17 protein-coding genes are annotated in these 18,680 nt (G+C 73.4%); 11 read left to right on the top strand and 6 right to left on the bottom strand.

Annotated elements, in window-relative coordinates; genetic code table 11:
• Window positions 1–7: 7 nt before the first annotated feature.
• Window positions 8–838 carry a purine-nucleoside phosphorylase gene (locus FHX68_RS08380; protein WP_141380191.1) on the bottom strand — a complete coding sequence of 277 codons (831 nt, stop codon included), beginning with the start codon at window positions 836–838 and terminating at the stop codon, window positions 8–10.
• 129 nt (window positions 839–967) lie between these two features.
• Here FHX68_RS08380 and FHX68_RS08375 point away from each other — a divergent pair, with 129 nt between their 5' ends.
• Window positions 968–2,419 (top strand): NAD(P)H-quinone dehydrogenase, encoded by a 1,452-nt coding sequence (locus FHX68_RS08375; RefSeq protein ID WP_141380192.1) that lies wholly within the window; start codon window positions 968–970, stop codon window positions 2,417–2,419.
• Between the two features lie 63 nt (window positions 2,420–2,482).
• Here FHX68_RS08375 and FHX68_RS08370 read toward each other — a convergent pair whose 3' ends face one another.
• The 3 genes from FHX68_RS08370 to FHX68_RS08360 all read right to left on the bottom strand — a co-directional run bounded on the left by FHX68_RS08370 (window position 2,483) and on the right by FHX68_RS08360 (window position 5,519).
• Window positions 2,483–2,974 carry a hypothetical protein gene (locus FHX68_RS08370; protein WP_141380193.1) on the bottom strand — a complete coding sequence of 164 codons (492 nt, stop codon included), beginning with the start codon at window positions 2,972–2,974 and terminating at the stop codon, window positions 2,483–2,485.
• 4 nt (window positions 2,975–2,978) lie between these two features.
• Window positions 2,979–4,784, bottom strand: a complete 1,806-nt coding sequence (locus FHX68_RS08365; RefSeq protein ID WP_141380194.1) for an acetyl/propionyl/methylcrotonyl-CoA carboxylase subunit alpha — start codon at window positions 4,782–4,784, stop codon at window positions 2,979–2,981.
• 78 nt (window positions 4,785–4,862) lie between these two features.
• The gene (locus tag FHX68_RS08360) at window positions 4,863–5,519 is read right to left on the bottom strand and encodes a Maf family protein (RefSeq protein ID WP_141380195.1); all 657 of its coding nucleotides are present in this window, start codon (window positions 5,517–5,519) and stop codon (window positions 4,863–4,865) included.
• Window positions 5,520–5,610: 91 nt separating this feature from the next.
• Between FHX68_RS08360 and FHX68_RS08355 the strand changes: the two genes are divergently transcribed.
• The 4 genes from FHX68_RS08355 to FHX68_RS08340 are packed head-to-tail and all read left to right on the top strand — an operon-like array spanning window position 5,611 to window position 10,095.
• Window positions 5,611–7,020: a class I SAM-dependent RNA methyltransferase gene (locus FHX68_RS08355; RefSeq protein WP_141380196.1), complete on the top strand. Its 1,410-nt coding sequence runs from the start codon at window positions 5,611–5,613 to the stop codon at window positions 7,018–7,020.
• A 9-nt stretch (window positions 7,021–7,029) separates the two neighbouring features.
• Entirely contained in the window at window positions 7,030–7,698 is a 669-nt protein-coding gene (locus FHX68_RS08350; protein ID WP_141380197.1) for a response regulator transcription factor, read from the top strand.
• Complete coding sequence (locus tag FHX68_RS08345; RefSeq protein WP_244926844.1) at window positions 7,676–8,971, top strand: sensor histidine kinase; 1,296 nt, start codon at window positions 7,676–7,678, stop codon at window positions 8,969–8,971. The genes FHX68_RS08350 and FHX68_RS08345 overlap by 23 nt, the downstream gene beginning before the upstream one ends.
• Complete coding sequence (locus FHX68_RS08340) at window positions 8,968–10,095, top strand: hypothetical protein (protein WP_244926843.1); 1,128 nt, start codon at window positions 8,968–8,970, stop codon at window positions 10,093–10,095. Before FHX68_RS08345 ends, FHX68_RS08340 begins: the two co-directional genes overlap by 4 nt.
• 308 nt (window positions 10,096–10,403) lie before the next feature.
• Here the strand turns inward: FHX68_RS08340 and FHX68_RS08335 are convergent, their stop codons facing one another.
• Both FHX68_RS08335 and FHX68_RS08330 read right to left on the bottom strand, forming a co-directional pair.
• Window positions 10,404–10,688: an acyl-CoA carboxylase epsilon subunit gene (locus FHX68_RS08335; protein ID WP_141380199.1), complete on the bottom strand. Its 285-nt coding sequence runs from the start codon at window positions 10,686–10,688 to the stop codon at window positions 10,404–10,406.
• Window positions 10,685–12,310: an acyl-CoA carboxylase subunit beta gene (locus FHX68_RS08330; RefSeq protein ID WP_373288674.1), complete on the bottom strand. Its 1,626-nt coding sequence runs from the start codon at window positions 12,308–12,310 to the stop codon at window positions 10,685–10,687. Before FHX68_RS08330 ends, FHX68_RS08335 begins: the two co-directional genes overlap by 4 nt.
• Window positions 12,311–12,474: 164 nt before the next feature.
• On the opposite strand from FHX68_RS08330, the gene FHX68_RS08325 reads away from it, so the two are divergent.
• From FHX68_RS08325 to FHX68_RS08300, 6 genes are all read left to right on the top strand, one after another.
• On the top strand, window positions 12,475–13,332 hold the full coding sequence (locus tag FHX68_RS08325) for a biotin--[acetyl-CoA-carboxylase] ligase (protein WP_141380200.1): 858 nt from the start codon (window positions 12,475–12,477) through the stop codon (window positions 13,330–13,332).
• A gap of 180 nt (window positions 13,333–13,512) precedes the next feature.
• Window positions 13,513–14,100 carry a PH domain-containing protein gene (locus FHX68_RS08320; protein ID WP_141380201.1) on the top strand — a complete coding sequence of 196 codons (588 nt, stop codon included), beginning with the start codon at window positions 13,513–13,515 and terminating at the stop codon, window positions 14,098–14,100.
• A gap of 84 nt (window positions 14,101–14,184) precedes the next feature.
• Entirely contained in the window at window positions 14,185–15,300 is a 1,116-nt protein-coding gene (locus FHX68_RS08315) for a 5-(carboxyamino)imidazole ribonucleotide synthase (RefSeq protein WP_141380202.1), read from the top strand.
• A gap of 107 nt (window positions 15,301–15,407) precedes the next feature.
• Window positions 15,408–15,923, top strand: a complete 516-nt coding sequence (gene purE, locus FHX68_RS08310) for a 5-(carboxyamino)imidazole ribonucleotide mutase (protein ID WP_255314018.1) — start codon at window positions 15,408–15,410, stop codon at window positions 15,921–15,923.
• A complete protein-coding gene (locus tag FHX68_RS08305; RefSeq protein ID WP_373288673.1) occupies window positions 15,920–17,464 on the top strand; it encodes an LCP family protein in 1,545 nt (514 codons plus the stop codon). The genes purE and FHX68_RS08305 overlap by 4 nt, the downstream gene beginning before the upstream one ends.
• Window positions 17,465–17,466: 2 nt before the next feature.
• Complete coding sequence (locus FHX68_RS08300; protein ID WP_141380235.1) at window positions 17,467–18,666, top strand: glycosyltransferase; 1,200 nt, start codon at window positions 17,467–17,469, stop codon at window positions 18,664–18,666.
• The last annotated feature ends 14 nt before the right edge of the window (window positions 18,667–18,680 follow it).

The raw sequence follows: 18,680 nt of genomic DNA, 5'->3' as shown, positions 1-18,680 counted from the left end.
CCGCCGCTCACAGCTGCCCGATCACGCGGGCGAGGAGGTCCGAGATCACCGGCTCGGCCGCCTGGCCGGCCTCGATCACCTCGGCGTGGCTGAGCGGGGTCTTCTGGATGCCCGCGGCGAGGTTCGTGATGAGCGAGAAGCCGAGCACCTCCATGCCCGCCTGGCGGGCGGCGATCGCCTCGAGCGCGGTCGACATGCCGACGATGTGGCCGCCGATCGTCTTCGCCATCTGCACCTCGGCGGGCGTCTCGTAGTGCGGCCCGCGGAACTGGCAGTACACGCCCTCGTCGAGCGACGGGTCGACGGTCCGCGCGAGATCGCGCAGCCGCGACGAGTACAGGTCGGTCAGGTCGATGAAGGTGGCACCCTCGAGCGGCGAGTCGGCGGTGAGGTTGATGTGGTCGCTGATCAGCACCGGCGTGCCGGGCGTCCACGTCTCCTTGATGCCGCCGGCGCCGTTCGTGAGCACCATCGTCGTGGCGCCGGTCGCCGCCGCGGTCCGCACGCTGTGCACGACGCGGCGCACGCCGTGGCCCTCGTAGTAATGCGTGCGCGCGCCGATGACGAGCACGCGCCGCCCGGTCGGGGTGAGGACCGACCGGAGCGAGCCGACGTGGCCGGCGAGCGCGGGCTTGCTGAAGCCGGTGACCTCGGTCGCCGGAATCGTCGCGGTGGTCTCGCCGATGAGCTCCGCGGCCTTGCCCCAGCCGCTGCCGAGGGTGAGGGCGATGTCGTGGTGGTCGACGCCGGTGAGGCGGGCGATGTCGGATGCCGCCTGCGCGGCGACCTCGAAGGGGTCGGCCGTGGCGTCGTCGAGGGGGTTCGTGTACTCGGACATGGCTCCACTCTAGGATCCCGATCCCGCGTCGTGAGGATCCCGACCCCGCCTCGCGAGGATCGTGGCCCCGCGCCCGGAGGTCGCCCCCCGCGGTCGGATCCGCCCGTGGGCGCCTGAGAGAATGGACCAATGTCCGCGAGCTTCACGCATTCCCCGTCGGTCGCCGTCCTCGGCGGAGGCCCCGGCGGGTACGAGGCCGCGCTCGCGGCGGCGCAGCTAGGTGCCGAGGTGACCCTCGTCGAGCGTGCCGGGGTCGGCGGCGCCGCCGTCATCACCGACGTCGTGCCGTCGAAGAGCCTGATCGCGACGGCGGATGCCGCGGTCGCGATCTCCGAGGCATCCGACCTCGGCGTCGAGTTCTACGCGAAGGGCGAGAGCGGCCGGCCGCTCAAGCCCGAGGTCGCCATCAACCTCGCCGCCGTCAACAAGCGGCTGCTCTCCCTCGCCCGGCAGCAGTCCGACGACATGCGCCGGCAGCTCGTCGACGCGGGCGTGCGCATCATCTCGGGTCACGGCCGGCTCGATGACGCGCACTCCGTGATCGTCGCGACCGGCCCCGGCGGCACCGACTTCGACCGGGTCGAGGCCGACACCCTGGTCGTCGCGGTCGGAGCGTCGCCGCGCGAGCTGCCCGCGGCGATGCCCGACGGCGAACGCATCCTCACCTGGACGCAGCTGTACGACGTGAAGGCGCTCCCCGAGCACCTCATCGTGGTCGGGTCGGGGGTCACCGGCGCCGAGTTCGCCTCCGCGTACATGAACCTGGGGGCGAAGGTCACGCTCATCTCGTCACGCGACCAGGTGCTGCCCGGCGAGGACCACGATGCCGCGCTCGTGCTCGAGAAGGTGTTCACCCGCGGCGGCATGACGGTGCTCTCGCGCTCGCGCGCGCAGAGCGTCGAGCGCGTCGGCGACGGGGTCGTGGTGACCCTGTCCGACGGCCGCACGGTCGAGGGCAGCCACTGCCTCATGGCGGTCGGGTCGATCCCGAACACCGCCGGAATCGGCCTCGCCGAGGCGGGCGTGCAGCTGACCGACTCGGGGCACATCCGCGTCAACCGGGTCGCCCGCACATCGGTGTCGAACATCTACGCCGCCGGAGACTGCACGACGTTGGTGCCCCTGGCATCCGTCGCGTCGATGCAGGGCCGCACCGCGATCTTCCACGCGCTCGGCGATACCGTCATCCCGCTCGAGCGTCGCCGCATCACGGCCAACATCTTCACCGCGCCCGAGATCGCGACGGTCGGCCGGCAGGAGCAGGACCTCGCCACCGGCGCGATCAACGGCTACGTCCACAAGCTGCCGCTCGCCGCCAACGCGCGCGCGAAAATGATGGGCATCTCCGACGGCTTCGTGAAGATCATCGCTCGAGAGGGGTCGGGCACCGTCATCGGCGGCGTGATCGTCGCGCCGCGCGCGTCGGAGCTCATCTACCCGATCGCGATCGCCGTCGAGCGTCGCCTCACGGTCGACCAGGTCTCGCGCGTGTTCGCGGTGTTCCCCTCGCTCACCGGGTCGATCACGGATGCCACGCGCGCGATGCACCTCGTGAACCGCGACGACGACTTCTTCGGCTGAGCGCCGCCGCGGCTGTTCGGCTGAGCGCGAGCGCCGCCGCGCCGCCGCGCACGCGGCGCGTCGTCAGCGCTGCAGCTGCGCCGTCCAGACGCCTTCGCCGTCGGCGGAGGTCGCCGTCACCGTGAGCGAGACGAGGTCGCGCACCGCGATCGGCACGGCGATCGCCGTGCGCGTGGCGCCGCCCTGGCAGACGATGTCCTGACGGCTGTCGATCGTCGCGTCCTCCGCGACGAAGGCGAGCGAGAACTCGGCGCGGTCGGTGCCGATGCAGCGCAGTTCGAGCGCCTGGAACGCGGTCGGAGTGTTGAAGTCGACCGTCGCGGACGCCGGGTCGGCGTTCGCGTCGAATCCGCCGGACACCGTGGCATCCGGGTCGCTGTCGACGATTGCGGCGGCCCAGCTCTGCCACGACGCCCGGTCGGCGTCGGAGGGTCCGGTCGTGCCGCACCCGGTGAGGCCCGCGAGCGAGCCGAGGAGCAGCACGGATGCCACGGCGGCGCCCGTCCGCAGGCGCCCGCCCCGCTTCACCCGTGCCCGCACGACGCGTCCGTCCATCGGGTCAGGAGATGGTGAGCAGCTGGTGGCCGGAGGACACCGTGGTGCCCGGCGTCGCGTCGATCGCGCCGACCACGCCGTCCTTGTGCGCCTGCAGGGGCTGCTCCATCTTCATGGCCTCGAGCACGACGACGAGGTCGCCCGTGACGACCTGCTGGCCCTCGGCGACGGCGACCTTGACGACGGTCGCCTGCATCGGCGACTTCACCGCGTCGCCCGACGCGGCCGCGGAGGCCGACGGGGCGTGCAGCCGACGCGACGGGGGAGCGGCGGCGGGGCGGCCGATCTTCACCGGCGCGACCGCGATGCGGTCGGGCAGGCTCACCTCGAGGCGCTTGCCCGACACCTCCACGACGACGGTGTGCCGGGGCTCGGGCTCTTCGGGAGCCTCGGCCTCGCCATCCCACGGCGGGATGTCGTTCACGAACTCGGTCTCGATCCAGCGCGTGAACACGCCGAACCGGCCGTCCTCGGCGGTGAAGGCGGGCTCGCGCACGACGACACGGTGGAACGGCAGCACCGTCGGCAGGCCGGCGACCTCGAACTCGTCGAGGGCGCGGCGCGAGCGCTCGAGCGCCTCGGCGCGGTCGCGGCCGGTGACGATGAGCTTGCCGAGCAGCGAGTCGAACGCGCCCGACACGCTGTCGCCGGCGGTGACGCCGGAGTCGAGACGGATGCCGGGGCCGCCGAACGTCTTGAACTGGTGGATGCGTCCGGGCTGCGGCAGGAAGTTCCGGCCCGGGTCCTCCCCGTTGATGCGGAACTCGATCGAGTGGCCGACGGGCTCGGGGTCGTCGTAGTCGAGCGTGCCGCCCTCGGCGAGGCGGAACTGCTCGCGCACGAGATCGATGCCGGTCACCTCTTCGGAGACGGGGTGCTCGACCTGCAGGCGCGTGTTGACCTCGAGGAACGAGATCGTGCCGTCGGCGCCGATCAGGAACTCGCACGTGCCGGCGCCGACGTAGCCGACCTCTTTCAGGATCGCCTTGGACGACTCGTACAGCGTGCGGGTCTGTTCGTCGGTGAGGAAGGGCGCGGGCGCCTCCTCGACGAGCTTCTGGTGGCGCCGCTGCAGGGAGCAGTCGCGCGTCGAGATCACGACGACGTTGCCCTCGGCGTCGGCGAGGCACTGCGTCTCGACGTGGCGCGGACGGTCGAGGTACTTCTCGACGAAGCACTCGCCGCGTCCGAACGCGGCGACCGCCTCGCGGGTGGCGGACTCGAACTGCTCGGCGACCTCGTCGAGCTCGCGGGCGACCTTGAGCCCGCGTCCCCCGCCGCCGTAGGCGGCCTTGATCGCGATCGGCAGCCCGTACTGCTCGGCGAACGCGATCACCTCGTCGGCCCCCGCGACGGGGCCGGGGGTGCCCGGGGCGAGCGGCGCGCCGACCTTCTCGGCGACGTGGCGTGCGGTGACCTTGTCGCCGAGGGCCTCGATGGCCTCGGGCGACGGACCGATCCAGATGAGACCCGCCGTGATTACGGCGCGCGCGAAGTCGGCGTTCTCGGCGAGGAAGCCGTAACCGGGGTGCACCGCGTCGGCGCCGGAGCGCCGCGCGACGGAGAGGATCTTCTCGATCAACAGGTAGGTGTCGGCGCTCGTCGCACCGCCGAGCGCATAGGCCTCGTCGGCGAGGCGGGTGTGCAGGGCGTCGCGGTCCTGATCGGCGTAGACGGCGACCGAGCCCTTGCCGGCGTCGCGTGCCGCGCGGATCACGCGCACGGCGATCTCGCCTCGGTTGGCGACGAGCACCTTCGTGATCGTGCGGGGGGTCGCCGGGCGCGCGGGCGCCGTGTCGAGGGAAGGCATGGATGCCAGCCTATCCAGCAGAAGCGGGTCGGCTTTGGATCACTCGCACAAGATCAGCGAGAAATCGTGTGTGAGAAGCTACGAGGCATCCGTGCGGTTCCACAGATCCGTCCAGGAGACGCCCAGCTCGGCGCAGAGGTGCCGCAGGGTCGACAGGGACATGCCGACGACCGTCGAGGGGTCGCCGTCGACCCGTTCGATGAACGCGCCGCCGAGGCCGTCGACGGTGAACGCGCCGGCGACGTGCAGGGGTTCGCCGGTGGCGACGTAGGCCGCGATCTCGGCGTCGGTCACATCGGCCGCGAAGGTGACCGCGGCGGCGGCGACCGCGTGCGCCTCGCGGGCGGGCGCGTCGGGCGTGACGCGGTAGACGCTGTGTCCGGAGTGCAGCACCCCGGTGCGCCCGCGCATTTCGCGCCACCGTTCGGCGGCGACGTCGGCGGTGTACGGCTTGCCGAGCACGGCGCCGCCGAGCTCGAACATCGAGTCGCCGCCGATGACGATGCCGTCGAACGCCGGGTCGGTGGCCGCGATCGTCGCGGCGACGTCGGCGGCCTTCCGCCGCGCGAGGAGGAGCACGTGCTCGTCGGGGGCGAGGGTGCGGCCTTCGCGCGACTCGATCTCCTCGATGACCGCCTCCTCGTCGACCGCCGGCGCGCGGGTCTCGGGTTCGATGCCCGACTGCCGCAGCAGCATCAGGCGGGCGGGGGAGGTGGAGGCCAGGCATACGCGCATGCGCCCAGGCTACGTTCTTGGGCCGCACGTCCGAGGCCGACGGCTCCTCGCGGGCGGGAGATCCCCAGGCCGGGCGCGAGATGATGGAGGGATGCAGCCCGGAGACCTTCTCGACCTCGACGTCACCGACGTCGCTCACGGCGGCGTCTTCGTCGCCCGGCACGAGGGGCGGGTCGTCTTCGTCGAGGGGGCCATTCCCGGCGAGCGCGTGCGCGCCGAGCTCACCGACACCGCGAAGGCCGCCTTCTGGCGCGCCGACGTCGTGGACGTCCTGGATGCCTCCGCCCACCGTCGCCCGCACGTGTGGGCCGCGGCCGACGTGTCGGTCCCGCCGGCGGAGCGCCCCGGCGGCGCCGACTTCGGCCACCTCGACCTCGACGAACAGCGGGTGCTGAAGAAGCGCGTGCTCGACGACGCGCTCACCCGGTTCGGGGGCGTCTCCGAGCCCGAGACGACGATCTCGCCGGCCGGCGACGCGGGCGGGCGCGGCGACGCGGGCGACGCGGACAGCTCCGGCGCGGAGGCATCCGACGGCCTGCGCTGGCGTACCCGGGTGAGCCTGCACGTCGACGAGGAGGGGCGCATCGGCCCGTTCGCGGCGCGCAGCCACCGCGTCATCGAGACGCCCGACCTGCCGCTCGCGACCGCCGAGATCGAGGAGGTCGCCCGGAGTCTCGAGGGCTTCGCCCCCGGTCGGGTCGACCTCGTGCAGCCGGACGAGGGCGGCGTGCGGGTGATCGTGCGCCCCGAGCAGCCGCGCCCGGAGGGCTCGGAACGCGCCGAGCGCGCCGACGCGCCGCGCGGCCGCGGTGCACGGGCCGGTCGTGGGGCGCGTTCGCGCCGCCCCGCGCCGCGGGTGCCCCGCGCGCCGGAAGACCCGACCGCCCGGGAGACCGTCATCGAGCGCGTCGGCGACCGCCGCTTCCTCGTCGATGCCGGCGGGTTCTGGCAGGTGCACCGCCTCGCGGCGGCGACGCTCACCGGCGCGGTCCGCCGGGCGCTCGAGACCGTGGGCGGCGTCGATCCCGCCGCGCAGCACCTCGACCTCTACGGCGGGGTGGGCCTGTTCGCCGCGGCGATCGCCGAGGCCGGAGGCGCGGGAACGCGCGTCACCAGCGTCGAGTCGGATGCCCGGGCCACCGAGCACGCGGGGGAGAACCTCGCCGAGTGGGTCGGTGCACGGGCCGAGACCGCGCGCGCCGACCGCTACCTCGCGAGCCTCTCGGCGCAGGCGGGCGCCGCCGAGCGGGCGCGGCTCGCCCGCGGGGTCGTGCTGCTCGACCCGCCGCGGGCGGGGGCGGGGCGCGAGGTGGTCGACCGGATCGCGGGCCTCGCCCCGGCATCCATCGTCTACGTCGCGTGCGACCCTGTCGCCCTCGCGCGCGACCTCGGCACGTTCCGCGGGCACGGCTACGAGCCGCTCCGCATCGACGCGTTCGACCTGTTCCCGCACTCGCACCACGTCGAGGCGGTGGCGATGCTCGCCCGCACGTCTGGCTAGGCTGACCGCATGATCCGCGTCGCCCTGATCGACGACCACGAGTCGGTGCGACTCGGGCTCGAAGCGGCGTGCGCGCGGTCGGGCACGAAAGAGGTCGTCTTCTCGGGCAGCACGGTGCGCTGCTACCTCGACTGGCGCGCGGAGTCGGGCGCCGCACCCGCCGACGTCGTCGTGCTCGATCTGACCCTCGGCGACGGCACCACGGTCACCGAGAACGTCACGCGGCTGGTCGCCGACGGATCGCCGGTGCTCATCCACAGCGTCGCCGACCGGGCCGCCGCGGTGCGCGAGGCGCTCGCCGCCGGAGCCACCGGCATCCTGAGCAAGGCGTCGCGCACCGGGGACGTGATGGCCGCGATCCGCACGATCGCGCACGGCGAGCCGCTCGAGAACATCGAGTGGGCGACCGCGGTCGAGGGCGACCGCGCCTTCGCCGATGCGCAACTGTCGGCGCGGGAGCGCGACGTGCTACGGCTGTACGCCGCCGGGCTGCCGCTGAAGGCGGTGGCCGATCGTCTCGGAATCGCCTACTCGACGGCGAAGGAGAACATCACGCGCGTGCGCGTCAAATACGTCGAGGTTGGCCGACCCGCGCCGACGAAGGTCGACCTGCTCCGCCGTGCGATGGAGGACGGGCTCGTCGTGAGCGACCGCGGTGACGGTGCCGGTGGCCGCTGAGCGCCTGCCCATCGCGACCGATCCGGCCGTGCGGGCACCCCTCGGCGACATCGCCGGCGGTGCCGAGCGGTTCACCGAGGCGCGCGTGGAGCGCATCGTCTCGCTCGTCGTGGCGCTCGGCTGCGCGGTGCTCGGCACGCAGGCGTTCCTCAACGCGATCGCGACGCCGCGCGCCGCGTGGGGGTGGGAGACCGCGCTCATCGCTCTCGCGTTCGCGCCGCTCGCCGCGATGATCCTCGCGCTCACGACCGGGGCGTTCGCCCGCGGCGCCAGTCGGGTGTGCGCCCTCGCCCTCGTCGCCGTGCTGGCGTTGTGGCCGGTCGCGTCGGCCGGGGCCGCGGTCGACCCGTCGGTGCAGCCGTGGATCTGGTACCTCCTCAACGTCGCGACGGCGGCGGCGGTGATGGCGTTCGACCTGGTGCTGCAGATCGTCTGGGCGGTGCTCGTGTCGGCGCTGTACGGTGCGGTGCGGCTGATCCAGCTCGAGGGGGCGCCTGGCGGCACGGCGCAGGGCCTCGTCACAGGGCAGGGCGTGGATGCCGCGCAGAGCGTGGGGGTGGTGCTGGATGCCGTGTTCGCGCTCATCCTCGCCGGCGTCATCATCGCCCTCGGCTGGATGCTCCGTTCCGCCGCGGTCGGCATCGATCGCGCGCGCGGCGATGCGGTGGCCTCCTATGCCGCCGCGGCGGAGGCCGATGCCGTCGAGACCGAGCGGGTCGCGGTGGCGGCGCTCATGCACGACAGCGTGCTGGCGGCGCTGATCGCCGCCGAGCGCGCCTCGACGCCGCGCGAGGAGGCGCTCGCCGTCACGATGGCGCGGGAGGCGCTCACGCGTCTCGCGAACGCCGAGCAGGACGTGGGCGAGGGCTCGGACGAGGCGGTGCCGGTGGCATCCGTCGTCTCGGGCATCGAGCGCGCCGCCGCCGAACTCGAGCTGAGCCTCACGGTCGACGCCGACGTGGCTTCGAGCGCCCCGCCCGTGCCGGGCCGGGTCGCACGGGCGATCGTGCTGGCGGCGACGCAGGCGATCGCCAACGCCGTGCAGCACGCGGGCGCGCAGGGGCTCGCCGTCGCGGTGCGCGCCGATGAGAGGGCGATCGCGGTGCGCATCTCCGACTCCGGGCCGGGATTCGCGCCGGCCGAGGTGCCCGTCGATCGCCTCGGCATCCGCGGCTCGATCGTCGCGCGCATGGCCGCCGCCGGCGGACGCGCCCGCGTGCAGACCGGCAAGGACGGCACGACCGTCCGTCTCGACTGGGAGCGGCCGCGATGACCGGCGACCGATCCCCACCGATGGATCCGTCGGCGGACGACGAGCGCGGCGCCGCGGCGCCGCGCTCGGGAGCCGTGCGGCCCGCACTGTCGGGGCTGGCCGTCGCCTTCACGGCCTACCTCGCCGTCGGCGCGATGGTGTGGACCGGGCCGATCGCGTACCCGATCGTCCAGATCATCGCGGTGGCCTTCTTCCTCGTGACGACCTGGGTGTGCATCTTCTGGAATGCGCGGGGCGCCCGCACCCGCGACCCCGTGCGCAGCCGACTGGGCGAGCGCACGGTGCTGCCGCACTGGGCGATCGTGCTCGCGCTCCTCGTCGCGGCGATCGTGCCGAGCGCGAGATGGGTGGCAGCCGGGCCCGACGCGCGCGAGGCCGACTACGCCACGTGGAGCCTCGGCGCCGTGGGGGCGCTCATGGCGATCGTCATGGTGCGGCGCCGGCCGTGGACGGCATGGGCGGGTGTGGGGCTCGCCGCGGTCGCCGCGATGGCGTGGATCGGCCTGCCGTCGGCGCTCGCGCTCGGCGTCGTCGGCGCGGTGCTGTGGGTCGGGGTGGCGCAGCTGCTGTCGTGGCTGGTCGACCGGGCCGCCAGCGACACCGCCCGGCTGACCGAGCTGCAGCGCGACGCCTCGCAGTGGCTCGCCTCGCAGGAGGGCATGCGCCGCGAACGGCGCACGCAGGTGCAGCGCGCGCTCGCCGTGGCCGGCCCCGTGCTCGCCCACACGATCGCCGTCGGCGGTCACCTCGACGACACCGAGCGTCGCCTCGCGCTTATCGCCGAGGGCACCCTCCGCGACGAGCTGCGCGGCCCGGCGCTGCTCGACGACGACGTGCGCGCCGCCCTGTCGGCCGCGCGCGCCCGCGGCGCGACCGTGTCGGTGCTCGACGAGGGCGGCCTCGACGACCTCGCGCCGGACGAGCGCGCGCACCTGCGGGCGGAGCTGGCCCGGCTCATCGAAGGGGCCCGATCCCAGCGGCTGTACATCCGGGCATCCACGCACCCCGACGTCGTCGTCACGGTCGTCGGGCGCTCGGCGGCGGAGGACGGGGAGGAGGTCGTGGACCTCTGGCGCGAGTTCCCACGCCCGCGACGGGCGCCCAGAGCGGATGCCACGCACTGAGCCACCGGCAGGCCCGCGGAGCACGATCTCGTGAGCGGGCGCCTCGCGGAGCACGGGCTCGTGAGCGAGCGCCTCGCGAAGAAGAAGGGGGCGAGGGGCGGCGAAGCCGCCCGCCCCTCGCCATGCGAGCCGGTTACCCGAAAACCGACCCGCGAGGGTGCGGCCGCGCTGAGAAGCGCGGTGCACCGAACGCAGAAGCGTTCCAGCAGACTCAGTCTGACGCCTTCGCGCGGAGCTGTCTGTAGGTATTTTGGGGGACACGGGCCGCCCGGTCGCCCCGGGTCGTGTCCGGCCACGCCGACCGGGTGTCAGCCGCCGAAGCGTCCCCAGCCGATCTCGCGGCGGAGCGGCGGGCGCAGCGACCGCGCCGACACGAGCCACGCCGACGGCCGCGGCTCGTTCTCCGCGAGAGCCGCCTCGGCCTCACGCGTGTACGCCTCGGTCACGACGGCGACGACCGCCGCGAGCTCGTCGGGCGTCGGGTCGCCGCGGCGCACCTCGACGCGCAGCGCGTCGGGGGCGGGCGGCGGCGTGGCATCCTGCGCTTCGGCCGCGTCGCCCGGACGCGTCTCGGGAGCCTGGGCGTCGCTCACAGCGGGATGTTCCCGTGCTTCTTCGCGGGCAGGCTCGCCCGCTTGCCGCGGAGCGACCGCAGGGCCTTGGCGACGGCCACGCGGGTCTGCGCCGGCTCGATGATGCCGTCGAGCTCGCCGCGCTCGGCTGCGAGGAACGGCGAGGCCACGTTGTAGGTGTACTCGCTCGCGAGACGCGCGCGCACCGCGGCGACGTCTTCGCCCGCCTCCTCGGCCTTGCGGATCTCGCCGCGATAGAGGATGTTCACGGCGCCCTGACCGCCCATGACGGCGATCTCCGCGGTCGGCCAGGCGAGGTTGATGTCGGCGCCGAGCTGCTTCGAGCCCATGACGATGTACGCCCCGCCGTAGGCCTTCCGGAGGATGACGGTGACGAGCGGCACCGTCGCCTCGGCGTAGGCGTAGAGCAGCTTCGCGCCGCGGCGGATGACGCCGGTCCACTCCTGGTCGGTGCCGGGGAGGTATCCCGGGACGTCGACGAGGGTCAAGATCGGGATCGAGAACGCGTCGCAGAACCGCACGAACCGGCTGGCCTTCTCGCCCGCCTCGATGTTGAGTGTGCCGGCCATCTGCGAGGGCTGGTTCGCGATGATGCCGACCGTACGGCCCTCGATGCGGCCGAGGCCGATGACGATGTTCGGCGCGAACAGCGGCTGCACCTCGAGGAAGTCGCCGTCGTCGACGATGTGCGAGATCACCTGGTGGATGTCGTACGGCTGGTTCGGCGAGTCGGGCACGACGGCGTTGAGCACGCGGTCGGAGTCGGTCGTCTCCCACTCGAACGCGTTCTCGTACACCGGCACGTCGGACATGTTGTTGTCGGGGAGGAACCCGATCATCGTCCGCGCGTAGTCGAGCGCGTCGTCCTCGTCTTCGGCGAGGTAGTGGGCGACGCCCGAGCGGGTGTTGTGCGTGTAGGCGCCGCCGAGCTCCTCCATGCCGACGTCTTCGCCGGTCACGGTCTTGATGACGTCGGGGCCGGTCACGAACATCTGCGAGGTCTTGTCGACCATGATGACGAAGTCGGTGAGGGCGGGGGAGTACACCGCGCCGCCCGCGGCCGGGCCCATGATGATCGAGATCTGGGGGATGACGCCAGATGCCGCGGTGTTCAGCCGGAAGATCTCGCCGTACTTGCCGAGGGCGACCACGCCCTCCTGGATGCGGGCTCCGCCCGAGTCGAGGATGCCGATGATCGGCATGCCGCCGCGGAGGGCGAACTCCATCACCTTGATGATCTTGTCGCCGGCGACCTCGCCGAGCGATCCGCCGAAGGTCGTGAAGTCCTGTGCGTAGACCGCGACGGTGCGGCCGTGGATCGTGCCGACACCGGTGACCACGGCGTCGCCGTAGGGGCGCGAGCGGTCCATCCCGAACGCGGTGGTGCGGTGGCGCACGTACTCGTCGAGCTCGACGAACGAGCCCGGGTCGACGAGCAGCTCGATGCGCTCGCGCGCGGTGAGCTTGCCCTTCGCGTGCTGCTTGCCGCGAGCGATCACCTCGGCGTCGACGACTGCCTCCTGGTAGCGCGCGCGGAGGTCGGCGATCTTCCCGGCGGTCGTGGACAGGTCGCTCGGGGCGGTCTGATCGTTCTGAATCGGCTGATCTGGCACGCGTTCCACCCTAGCGAGCGGTTTCCCCCGAACGTTGGCGGACAGCGACAACGACATCGCGCTTTCGCTGTAGGCATCCCTCTTTCCGCTCTCCGTCGCCTGTCCGGCTGACGATTCGGGCTCGTGATGATCGGGCGGTATCCGCCGCCGCCTCGTCGTCATAGGGTGGCGCTATGCCGATCCCCAGTCAGGGCTTTCCGCTCGCCGCCGCCGTCACGCCGCGGCTGCAGGTCGTCGAAAGCGTCGATTCGACCAACGCCAAGCTCCTCCACGACGCGGCCGCCGACCCCGACGGGCATCCGCACCTGTCGGTCGTCGTCACCGACGACCAGCGGGCCGGTCGCGGGCGGCTCGACCGGGTGTGGACGGCGCCGGCCGGCACGGCGCTCGCGATCTCCGTGCTGCTGCGCGTCGGTGCGGTCGAGATCGCCGACCGCGGCTGGATCCCGCTCATCGCGGGCGCCGCGATGCGCGACGCCGTGGCGGCTCAGCTCGGCGGCAAGAAGGGCGAGGCGCGCGGCGCGACCCGGGTCAGCGTCAAGTGGCCGAACGACGTCATCGTCGGGCACTCGGCCGGTCGCGGTGCGGATCACGCCGACGGCGACGGCTCGGACGGGCGCAAGATCAGCGGCATCCTCACCGAGGTCCTCCCCTCCGACCCGCTCACCGTGGTCGTCGGGGCGGGGGTGAACACGACGATGGAGACCGTCGATCTTCCGGTGCCGACGGCGACCTCGTTCGCCGATCAGGGCGTCGAGGTCGACGAGGATCGGCTGCTGGCCGACTACCTGACGGCGCTGCGCGACGGCATCGCGGCGCTCGCCGTCGGCGGTCACGCCGCGATCGAGGACGGCGTGACCGAGCGCTGCAGCACGATCGGCGCCGACGTCTCGGTGTCGCTGCCCGGGGAGCACGGCGTCACGACGCTCCGCGGACGCGCCGTGCGGCTCGACGCCGACGGTCGGCTCGTCGTGGAGAGTGAGGGCGTCGAGACGGTCGTGAGCGCGGGCGACGTCGTCCACGTGCGCTGACGCGGGCGCCGACTCGCCGGATGCAGGCCGCGTCGCCGCGGGCGCCGACTCGCCGGATGCAGGCCGCGTCGCCGCGGGCGCCGACTCGCCGGATGCAGGCCGCGTCGCCGCGGGCGCCGACTCGCCGGATGCGGGCCGCGTCGCCGGGGATTCCGGGGCTCGGGCCGCCACAATGGAGGGGTGACCCAGCCGACCGCGTACACCGGGCGCCCGCTCACCCCGGCACCCGGCGCCGAGCCGCGCGAACTGCGGATCGCCCGGGTGCGTCCGCACGCGCGGCGGCTGTTCTGGTCGGCTCTCGTGCTGATCGTCGTCGCGGGAGCGGTCGGCTACTTCTCCGGGAACCTCCCGGCGCCGCTCGCCGATATCCCCGACTGGGCGCTCTGGGGCGTCGCCGGCGTGATCGTGCTGCTGCTCGTGGTGGTGCCGTACCTGCGCTGGCTCTCGGGCACCTACACCGTCACGACCAGGCGGGTGATCGCCCGGTCCGGTCTTCTCCGGCGCACCCGCACCGAGATCGGGCACGCCCGCGGATACACGATCTCGGAGCGACGCGGCCCGATCCAGCGGATCTGGGGCACCGGCACCCTCACCCTGACGAACGGCGTGGATGCGCCGCTGCGCATGGTCGACATCCCCGCGGTGCGGCTCATGAACGAGACCCTCGCCGATCAGGTCGAGGTCAGCCAGATCCTCGCGCACCGCGATTCGCACGCCGTGCCGATCGTGCCCGGCCCGCCTCCGCCCCTGCCGCCCGACCTCGCCTGAGCCCGGGCCGCGGCGTCCACGCCGCCGCGCGGTCGTGCCGAGCGGGTGCGACCTGGGAGGATGGTGCCGACGGAAAGGGATGCCATGGCTCTGACACTCGGGATCGTCGGCGGCGGACAGCTGGCCAGGATGATGATCGCGCCGGCGGTGGAGCTCGGCGTCGACGTGCGCGTGCTCGCCGAGGAGCCGGGCATGTCCGCGGCGCTCGCCGCGACCGCCACCGGTGACTATCGCGACCTCGAGACGGTGCGCGCGTTCGCCCGCGAGGTCGACGTCGTCACCTTCGACCACGAGCACGTGCCGCAGGCGGTGCTCCGCGCCCTCGTAGACGAGGGCGTCACCGTCCATCCGGGCCCCGACGCGCTGCAGTTCGCGCAGGACAAGCTCGCGATGCGGGCGCGCCTGGCCGAGCTCGGTGCGCCGCAGCCGGAGTGGGCGGCGGTGGCGGATGCCTCGGACCTGCAGGCGTTCCTCGACGAGAACGGCGGCCGCGCCGTCGTCAAGACGCCGCGCGGCGGCTATGACGGCAAGGGCGTGCGGGTCGTGTCGAGCCCCGAAGAGGTGGCGGACTGGTTCGGTGACGGCCCCCTTCTGGCCGAGGAGCTCGTCGACTTCGCCCGCGAGCTCGCCCAGCAGGTGGCCCGTCGGCCGTCGGGGGAGCTCGCCGTCTACCCCGTCGTCGAGACCGTGCAGCGCGGCGGCGTCTGCGCCGAGGTGATCGCCCCGGCGCCCGAGCGCACCGCGCGCCTGGCCGAGGTGGCGGCGGACATCGGCGCCGCGATCGCCGAGGGGCTCGGCGTCACGGGGATGCTCGCGGTGGAGCTGTTCGAGACCACCGACGAGCGGCTGCTCGTGAACGAGCTGGCGATGCGCCCGCACAACAGCGGCCACTGGGGGCAGGACGGCGCGGTCACCGGACAGTTCGAGCAGCACGTGCGCGCGGTGCTCGACCTGCCGCTCGGCGACCCGGCGCCCCGCCAGCCGTGGGCCGTGATGGTGAACATCCTCGGCGGCCCCGAGACCGACACACTCGAGAGCCGGCTGCCGGCCGCGCTCGCCGCCCACCCCGCCGCGAAGGTGCACACCTACGGCAAGGCGCCGCGCCCCGGGCGGAAGGTCGGGCACGTCAACGCGACCGGCGACGACCTCGACGCGGTCGTGTACGAGGCCCGCGCCGCGGCATCCTTCTTCGCGGACTGATCCGCCCGCATGGCCGGCCGACCTGCGCGACTGATCCGCCGAGGAACGACGCGGGCGGGAGCGTGGCGTTCCGGGGTTCTTCCAGGGTGTCGCCCTAGCCTGGTCGGGTGACCTCGACGCGCATCTCCTCGGCATCCCCTCGGGTCGGCGTCGTCATGGGGTCGGACTCCGACTGGCGCGTCATGAGCGACGCCTCGCAGGTGCTAAGCGAATTCGGCATCCCGCACGAGGTCGAGGTCGTCTCGGCTCACCGCACGCCCGACAAGCTCATCTCCTACGGGCGCGGCGCGCGCGACCGGGGCCTCCGGACGATCATCGCCGGGGCCGGGGGAGCGGCGCACCTGCCCGGCATGCTGGCATCCGTCACCGCGCTGCCGGTCATCGGCGTGCCGGTGCAGCTGGCGACCCTCGACGGTCTCGACTCGCTGCTGAGCATCGTGCAGATGCCTGCGGGCATCCCCGTCGCGACCGTCTCGATCAACGGGGCGAAGAACGCCGGGCTCCTCGCCGCGCGCATCCTGGGCGCCGCCGACGCCCGGCTCGCCGATCGGGTGGAGCAGTACGCACGCCTGCTCGAGGAGCAGGTCGAGGAGAAGAACCGTCGCCTGAAGGAGTCGCTGTGAGCGTGTCGGCGCCGCCGCGGATGCCTCGGCAGCCCGCCTCCGCATCCGCCGCGTCGTCCGGCCGCGCCGCGGGTTCCGGCGGCGTGATCATCGGCAACCAGCCGATCCGTCGCCCCGATACCCGCTCGCCGCAGGTGATGACGCGGCGCGCCTGGTGGCTCGTCGTCCTGAACTTCCTGATCCCGGGGTCGGCGCAGTCCCTCGCCGGCAACCGCAGGCTCGGGCGCATCGGCCTGACCGCGACGATCGTGATGTGGCTGCTCGTCGTGCTGGCGGTGCTCGCCGCGCTGCTGTGGCCGGGGGTCATCCCCGTGCTCGCCTCGAACGGGCTGTTCCTGCTCGGGGTGCAGCTGGTGCTCCTCGCGTACGCGGTGCTGTGGGTCGTGCTGACGATCGACACGCTGCGCCTCGTGCGGCTCGTGAAGGTGCGCCCGAAGGCGCGTCCGGCGGTCGCCGCGCTCGCGATCCTCGGCATGGTGATCGGCAGCGGCGGGGCCGCCTACGCCGCACAGCAGCTCGTCGCGCCCGCGCGCGAGCTCATGGCATCCCTGTTCACGAACCACACTCCGCCGGTGCCGCCGTCGAACGGGTACTACAACTTCCTCCTGCTGGGCGCCGACTCCGGTCTCGGGCGCGAGTCGATGCGCTTCGACTCGATCTCGGTGGTCTCGGTCAACGCCGAGACGGGCGCCGTGCACATCACCGGCATCCCGCGCGACCTCGCCTACGCGCCCTTCGCCGACGGGCCGATGCACGACCTCTACCCCGACGGCTTCGAGGGACACTACTCCGAGGACTGCGGCTGGGGACCGGGCATCAACCAGCTGATGAACGCCGTGGAGATCTGCCAGGACGACGACGGCGCGAGCATCTACCCGGAGGCCGCCGCGAACTCCTCGACGCCCGCGATCGAGGCGACGAAGGATGCCGCGGAGGGGATCCTCGGGATCGAGATCCCGTACTACGTGTTCGTCGACATGAAGGGCTTCGCCGACATCGTCGACGCGCTCGGCGGCGTCGACATCACCGTGCAGGAGCGGCTGCCCAAGGGCGGCGGACCGTCGTACGAGGGCGAGCCGGCCGAGGATTGGGCGATCGGCTGGATCGAGGCGGGGCCGCAGCACATGGACGGCGACACCGCGCAGTGGTACGCGCGGTCGCGGTACACGACGAGCGACTGGGACCGGATGCGCCGTCAGCGCGAGCTGCAGCAGGCGATCCTCGCGCAGGCGAACCCGGCGAACGTGCTGACGCGGTTCCAGCAGGTCGCGGCGGCCGGGGAGGACCTCGTGCAGACCGACATCCCGTCGGGGCTGCTGCCCTTCCTGATCGACCTCGCGGTGAAGGCGAAGGAGCAGCCGGTGCAGACGCTCGAGCTGACGCCCGAGGGCGCCGGCATCGACACCGACGAGCCGACGAGCGACGAGTACGCGCACGTGCGCGACCTCGTGCAGCAGGCGCTGTATCCGCCGTCCCCGTCACCGGACTCCGATTCCGGCTCCGATTCCGGCTCCGATTCCGGCTCCGATTCGGGGGAGTGACCGTGACAGCGCTGCTGCGGGTGGTGCTCGACCAGGTGGTCGCGCCGACGAGCGCCGACCTGTCGATGGCCTCGCGCGAGCTCGGGCGTGCGCTCGTGACCGCTGCTCCGGCCGGATGCGCCGTCGAGGGCATCGTGCCGGCCGTCGCCGACGCGGCGGGGGTGATCGAGGCATCCGTTCCGGGGCTGTTCGATCTGTCGCGAACGGCGCTCGCGCGCCGCGAGCTGGCGGTGGCGTGGCAGCTCGGGGTCGCACCCGGGATCGGCGGGGGCATGATCCACTCGCCGACGCTGATGGCGCCGCTCGTCAAGCACGACCGGGTGCACGATCACGATCAGACCGTGGTGACCCTGTGGGATCTGGATGCCTGGGAGCGGCCGGGCGAGCTCGCGCGGCCGGCGGTCAGGTGGCACAAGGCGATGCTGAAGCGCGCCGTGCGGTTCGCGGATGCGGTGGTCGTGCCGACGCACGCCCTCGCGGTGCGTGTCGCCGAGCTCGGCGCGTTCGGCGACCGCGTGCGCGTGATCGCAGGGGCGGCCCCGGCGGGGTTCGCGGTGCCGACCGACGAGGTGGGGCGCCGGCGAGCACTCGACCTGCCGGAGGGGTTCGTGCTCGTCGCGGGCTCGTCCGCGCCGTCGGCGCGTCTGGAGGATGCCTTGAGGGCGGCGGCGCGGTCGGGCGCCGACCTGCCCGTGGTGGTGATCGACGCGCCCGAGGGCGATGAGCCGGCGATCGCCGATCTCGCGGCCGCCGCGGGGTTCGGCGAAGGACGTGTCCACGTGCGCGGCGCGCTCGAGGATGCCGATCGCGCGGCCGTGTTCGGCGGCGCCGTGGCGTTCCTGGCGCCGGCGGTGTCGTCGGCATTTCCGTGGCGGGTCGTCGAGGCGCTCGCCGTCGGGGTGCCGGTCGTCGCCGCCGATTCCCCGGTGCACCGCGAGGTCGTCTGGGACGGCGGGGTGTACGCGGAGGTCGCGGCTAGCGGTGACGGCGCGGGCGCCGGCGACTCTGCCGCCGGCGGCGACGGCTCCGCGGGTGGCGATGGCGGCTCTGCCGCGGGCGAATCGCTCGCCGCCGCGCTCGCCGACGTGCTCCGTTCCTCCGAGGCCGTCGAGCGGCACGCGGTGCTCGCCGGCGATCGCGGCAGGGCTTTTTCGTGGGCCGGAGCCGCCGAGCGGGTGTGGCAGCTGCACGCCGACCTGTAGCGTGCGGGGTGCCC

It is taken from the genome of Microbacterium lacticum (assembly GCF_006716815.1).
Lineage (GTDB): Bacteria > Actinomycetota > Actinomycetes > Actinomycetales > Microbacteriaceae > Microbacterium > Microbacterium lacticum.
Note: the sequence above shows the minus strand (reverse complement) of the source record. Positions and strands in the feature narration are given on the sequence as shown.